Below are 5673 nucleotides of genomic sequence, written 5' to 3'. Positions count from 1 at the left end.
GCCGCGGGGTGGGGGCGCAGTTGGTGGCGACGGCGCTCGGGGTGCTCGAGTCGGGCGGCCGGGACGGGCCGGTGCGCGGCACCTACCTCTACTACAACCCGCCGAACCCGCTGTCCTCGGTCTTCTGGCCACGCCTCGGCTACGCGCCCCTGTGGACGCTGTGGGAGGTCCGGCCCGCCGCCGGCCTGCGCTGACGGGCCGACCCCCCTTCAGGCACTGCGGGACAGGGCGTGCTCCACGAGCGTCACCAGCGCGGCCGTGCACGACCCGTCGTCGCGGGCGTCCACCCGCACCAGCGGTGAGTGCGGCGGCAACGCCAGTGCGTCGCGGACCGTCTCGTCGTCGAACCCGGCGGTGCCCGGGAAGCCGTTGACGGCGACGACGAACGGCACCCCGCGGTTCTCGAAGTAGTCGATGGCCGCGAAGCAGTCGTCGATGCGACGCAGGTCGACCAGGATCACCGCGCCCACCGCGCCCCGGGCCAGCTCGTCCCACATGAACCAGAACCGGGACTGGCCGGGCGTGCCGAACAGGTAGAGGACGAGCTTCTCGTCCACCGTGATGCGCCCGAAGTCCATGGCGACGGTGGTCGTCGTCTTGTCGGGCACCACGCTCGCGTCGTCGACGCCGTCGGACAGGCTCGTCATCTCCTGCTCGGTCGACAGCGGCGGGACCTCCGACAGCGAGCGCACGAGCGTCGTCTTGCCGACGCCGAACCCGCCGGCGATGAGGATCTTGAGCGGGAGCAGCCCGTCGCGGGCGGCGGCCGGCGCGGGCGCACGCTCAGCGGGCGCGTAGTCCATCGAGCAACCTCTCCAGGAGTTCGCGTCGGGGTCGGCCGTCGGGTCCGACGAGCGGCAGGTGGACGGCGAGGTGGTCGTCGGCGGCGAGATCGCTGACCAGCACCCGGGCCACGCCGACGGGTACGCCGAGCAGGCTCCCGATCTCGGCGAGCGAGAGCGGCTCGACGGCGGCCTCGAGGATCGCCCGGTGCTCGGGGGCGAGCCCCGAGCGCTTGGCGAGGCCGAGTTCGGTCGCCGTCACCAGCGCCTCCATCGGCATGTCGATCCGGGTGGAGCGGGTACGACCGGCGGTGAACGCGTAGTTGGGCACCACGCGCCCGCCGTCCTGCGCAGGCGGACCGGAACGTCGGTCCACGGTCATCCCTCGACCTGCACCCGCGAGCTCGGGGTGAGGGCGTGGCCGACCCGCGCGGCCAGCATGGTCATCTCGTACCCGACCAGCCCCATGTCGGCGGTGCGGTCGGTCAGCACGGCGAGCGTCGAGCCCAGGCTGATCGAGGTGGCGAACAGGTAGCAGCCCGCCATCTCGACGATCGTCTGGGTCACCGGCTCCGCCTCGAGCAGCGTCGCGGTGCCGCGGGCCAGACTGACCAGTCCCGACGTCGCGGCGCAGAGCTGGTCGGCGAGCATCGGCTCGACGCCGTGGCTGACCGCCAGGCGCAGGCCGTCCGCGGACACCACCAGGACGTGGCGCACGCCCGGGGTCTCGGAGGCGAAGTCGGAGAGCAGCCAGTCGAGGGCTCCGTTGGGAGCGGTCACGAGCGTCCTCCGTCGTGTGTGTCGGTGTCGGCGCCCTGGGCGGCGCCCATGTCGGCGCGGGCGGGGTCCTCGGACAGGGCGTCCCGCGCCGCGCGGCGGCTGGCCTGGTACTGGGACAGTGCGCTGAGCGCTCCGGCCGGGCCCTGACCGGCGTGGTCGTCGCCCGGGCGGCCGTGGCCGTTGCCCGGGTGACCGTTGCCGTTGCCTTGGTGGCCGTTGCCCTGGTGGCCGTTGCCCTGGTGGCCGTTGCCGTTGCCCTGGTGGCCGTTGCCGGTGCCGAGGCCCGGGTGGCCGTTCCCGTTCCCGTTCCCACCGGAGTGGCCGTTGCCGTTGCCGTTCCCCCGGCCCGCGTAGGGGTCGGCGGCGGGGCCCGGGCGCCGGCGCATCAGCTCGGGCGCGAGGTGGGTCTGCGGGACGCGGCGCTTCAGCACGGGCCGTTCGGACTCGTGCGGGGTGCGCGGCGCCGGGGCGGGCGTGTCGGAGGCGCGGGTCTCGGCCGGCCGTGACGGCCACGGCGAGGGCGACCCCTCCGCGGCGGGCACGACGGTCGGGTGGATGAGGCCGTGCGAGCGGCGCGGCGTGGCGTGGGCACCCGCGCGCACCGGGGCCGGCTCCGCGTTCCCGGGACGGTCCGGCCGCGCGGTCCCCGACCCGGTCTCGGAGACGACCTGCTCGATGACCACCGGCTCGTCGACCCCCGTCGCGGGACCGGGCACGACGTCGGCCGGCGAGCGGCCCGGCCACGAGTGGCGGCCGTCGGAGGCGTGGCCCGCGGCGACGGGCTGGTCGAGCTCGCGGGGCCACGGCACGGCGTCGTGGGGCTGGGTGAGGGCCGGGGCCGGCTCGGGAGCGGCCGGCTCGGCGAACAGCGCCGCCGGGAGGACGATGACCGCGGTCAGGCCGCAGCCCGGCGTCGGGGTCAGCGACACCTCGATGCCGTGGCGCGAGGCGAGCCGGGACACCACGTGGAAGCCGAGGCGCCGGGAGACCGTGACGTCGACCTCCTGCGGGCCGGCGAGCAACCGGTTCGCGGCCCCGAGCTCCTCGTAGGGCATCCCGACGCCGATGTCCTCGATGATCACGAGCTGGGCACCGGGAGCGCGGTGGTAGACGCGGCTCTTGATGTTGACCGTGGAGGTGGGCGGCGAGAAGCGGACCGCGTTCTCGGTCAGTTCCGCGATCATGTGCGTGACGTCGGCGACGGCGCTGCCGATCACCCGCGGGCGCTCGTCGACGGAGAAGGCGACCCGCTCGAGGTCCTCGGTCTCGGCGATGCCGGCGCGGACCACGTCGCGCAGCGGCACCGGGGCCGACCACACGCGGGCGGGCTGCTCACCGGAGAGCACCAGGAGGCTCTCGGCGTTGCGCCGCACCCGGGTGGCCAGGTGGTCGAGCCGGAAGAGCTCGGCGAGGGCGTCCGGGTCGCGCTCGCGCTCCTCGAGATCGTTGATGATGTCGAGCTGACGGTGGAACATGCTCTGGTTGCGCCGGGCCAGGTTGAGCAGCAGTTCCGAGGTGAACTCCTGCTGGCGGATCTCGGCGTTGGCGAGCTCCTTGGCCAGCTCGGCCCGCAGGCGCTGCTCGTCCTCGGTGATGCGACAGAAGATCGACACGCCGATGCACGCGAGGAGCACGGCGACGCCGTGGATGACCGACCACAGCCACGGGTCCATCTGGCCCATGTGGTGGTTGAACATCAGGGTCGGCACGAGCAACGACCCGAGGCCGTGGCTCAGCGTCGTGAACGCGATGTTGAAGACGAACGGCACCCAGTTCTGGTAGAGCGCGAGGAAGCCGATGATCACGAAGAAGGCGAAGTGCGCCTCGATGTAGCCGCCGGAGAGGATCACCAGCCCGGCGCTGGACGCCGACAGGCCGGCGGTGACGAACAGCGACCCCGTGGTCCGGTGGCCGCGCGTGAGCCAGCCCCCGAGTGCGGTGAGCGCCGGGATCAACGCGATCCCGAGGCTCAGCTCGAGCCCGTCGCCCACCGCGAGCCCGAAGATCGCGAGCGCCGGGCACAGCGAGACGAGGACCCAGAGGAGGAAGCGGTGGCGCTTCCCCCACTGCTCGTCGGTCACGAGATCGCCGTGAGGGAGATAGTCGAGCACCCGGCTCATCGGCGGATCACACCGTCCTCTGCATCGTCCGAACCCGAACGCGAAGACCGCCCGGGAACACCTATGGAAACCGACGGATTCCCCCACGTCGGAATGACCGAGCGCGAACCGTACACCCCCGTCCGAGGGACCTGTACGGGGCCACTGTCACGGACGAGCGACGCGATCGCGATTCTCCGTGACGCTATTCGTCAATCGGGTGTTCGGGGGGTGCGGTTGCGCCGGAACGGTGCATCTGTGTGTGTGACCCGGCGACGGAGCCGTTGCGTCGAACGGCGGCCACCAGGGTGGCGCGCTGGGCCGTCCGGGGGCGAACTGAACCCACTCGGACCATTTCCGCCGCATTCCCCGCGGGACGCCCCGGACGGATCAGGGAGCGTCGGGACGCGGGTGGAGCCCGGCGGCCGAGGTGAGCCCGGCGGGCACGTCCTCCGGGCGCCGCGCCCCCCACTCCGAGGTGGCGAGGTGGCGGTAGACGGTCGCCAGCGCCTCGAACAGGTCCGGGGTCAGGCCGGCCCCGGCCTGGGTGGCCGCGATCTCGGTCATCTCGTCGACGAACCGCCACGCCTTCGTCGCGGCCGCGGCGGCGTGCCCGACGTCGTCGTGGGGGAAGTCCAGACGGAGGTCCGCGAGCACGGTGTCGAGGACGCCGTGGTGCTCCGCGGTCAGCACGGCGTGTGCGAGCAGGGCCTGGTGGCCCTTGCGCACCGACGCCGTGCACATCTTCGCGGCGCTGGCGGCGCCGAGCCCGCCCTCGAGCGCGATCCAGCGCACGCCGGGCACGTCGAGGCCCGCGATCTCCGCCGTGCGCGGCCCAGCGAGGAAGATCCGGGTGGGGTGCTCGGCGTCGGGATGGGGCGGCGGGCCCGAGATCGCGGCGTCGACGACGTCGAGCTCGGCGGCGCCGACCGTGTCGGCGACCTCGGCCACCGTCGCCGGCGCGACCGCGTTCGCCTCGACCAGCAGCGGGCGTGCGCCGGTCCGCCGGGCACTCGCGGCGATCTCGTCGGCCGCGGCGCGGGCCGTGGCGGGCGGGACGACGCTGATCACCACCGCCGCCGCCCCCACGACGGCGTCGACCGACCCGGCATCCCCGATCCCCGCGTCGGCGAGCCGGCGGGCCGTCGCGGCCGAGCGCCCGGCCGCCGTCATGAGCACCCGGTGCCCGCCCGCGGCGAGGCAGCGCCCGAGCGCGGTCCCCATCGCCCCGGGGGCGACGACGCCGACGGTCGCGCCGGTGCGTCCGGCCGGGGCTCCGGGGGCCGAGGTCACGCTCGGACCGGCGCGCGGACCGGCTCGAAGCGCATGCCGTCGTCCATCCGGGCGCGGCGCAGCGCGACCGCGTCGATCGCGTAGTTCATCGCGAGCGTCCACGGCGCGCGATCGCCGCCCTTGGGCAGCTCGTGGATCGAGCGCTTGACGTAGCCCGCCTCGAAGTCCAGCAGCGGGCGCTCCTCGACCGCGGGGTCGCGCTGCGGGACGGCGACGGCCTGGCCGTGGGCGTCCATCCAGCCCAGCAGCCGGCAGAAGTACTCGGCCACCAGGTCGACCTTCAGCGTCCAGGAGGCGTTCGTGTACCCGATCATGAAGACCAGGTTCGGCACGCCGGAGAGCATCATGCCGCGGTAGGCCATGGTGTCCGGCAGGTGCACCGGCTCGCCGTCGACCTCGAGGCCCGCTCCGCCGAACATCTGCAGGTTCAGCCCCGTCGCGGTGATCACGATGTCCGCCTCGAGCTCCTGGCCCGAGCTCAGCCGGATGCCGGTCTCGGTGAAGGTCTCGATCCGGTCCGTGACGATGTCGGCGTCACCACGCCGGATGGCCTTGAACAGGTCGCCGTCGGGGACCATGCACATCCGCTGGTCCCACGGGTCGTACGGCGGGTTGAAGTGGGTGTCGACCTCGTAGCCCTCGGGGAGCTGGGCCACCGCCCCCTTGCGGAGCAGACCCTTGACGAAGCTCGGGAACCGCTGGGAGATCTGGTAGAGCGT

The 5673-nt window shown here is 73.6% G+C and carries 6 protein-coding genes and 1 pseudogene; 1 reads left to right on the top strand and 6 read right to left on the bottom strand.

From position 1 onward, the window contains the following. A pseudogene (locus tag AC0CYZ_RS13330) lies at positions 1-194 on the top strand (GNAT family N-acetyltransferase); the annotation flags it as partial. Positions 195-209: 15 nt separating this feature from the next. Here AC0CYZ_RS13330 and AC0CYZ_RS13325 read toward each other — a convergent pair. The 6 genes from AC0CYZ_RS13325 to AC0CYZ_RS13300 form a co-directional block, all read right to left on the bottom strand. Beyond that, on the bottom strand, positions 210-803 hold the full coding sequence (locus AC0CYZ_RS13325; RefSeq protein WP_472216037.1) for a GTP-binding protein: 594 nt from the start codon (positions 801-803) through the stop codon (positions 210-212). Then, on the bottom strand, positions 784-1164 hold the full coding sequence (locus AC0CYZ_RS13320) for a DUF742 domain-containing protein (RefSeq protein WP_472216035.1): 381 nt from the start codon (positions 1162-1164) through the stop codon (positions 784-786). The genes AC0CYZ_RS13325 and AC0CYZ_RS13320 overlap by 20 nt, the downstream gene beginning before the upstream one ends. Beyond that, entirely contained in the window at positions 1161-1562 is a 402-nt protein-coding gene (locus AC0CYZ_RS13315; protein ID WP_472216033.1) for a roadblock/LC7 domain-containing protein, read from the bottom strand. Before AC0CYZ_RS13315 ends, AC0CYZ_RS13320 begins: the two co-directional genes overlap by 4 nt. Beyond that, the gene (locus AC0CYZ_RS13310; RefSeq protein WP_472216031.1) at positions 1559-3682 is read right to left on the bottom strand and encodes an ATP-binding protein; all 2124 of its coding nucleotides are present in this window, start codon (positions 3680-3682) and stop codon (positions 1559-1561) included. The genes AC0CYZ_RS13315 and AC0CYZ_RS13310 overlap by 4 nt, the downstream gene beginning before the upstream one ends. Before the next feature lie 369 nt (positions 3683-4051). Further along, positions 4052-4954, bottom strand: a complete 903-nt coding sequence (locus AC0CYZ_RS13305) for an NAD(P)-dependent oxidoreductase (RefSeq protein ID WP_472216029.1) — start codon at positions 4952-4954, stop codon at positions 4052-4054. Next, positions 4951-5673, bottom strand: a 723-nt coding sequence (locus AC0CYZ_RS13300; RefSeq protein WP_472216027.1) for an NAD(P)/FAD-dependent oxidoreductase, incomplete at its 5' end; no start/stop codon positions are given. The genes AC0CYZ_RS13305 and AC0CYZ_RS13300, both read right to left, overlap by 4 nt.

The organism is Actinomycetospora sp. (genome assembly GCF_055612215.1).
The sequence above is the reverse complement of the archived record's forward strand: the minus strand, read 5'-3'. Positions and strand labels throughout refer to the sequence as shown.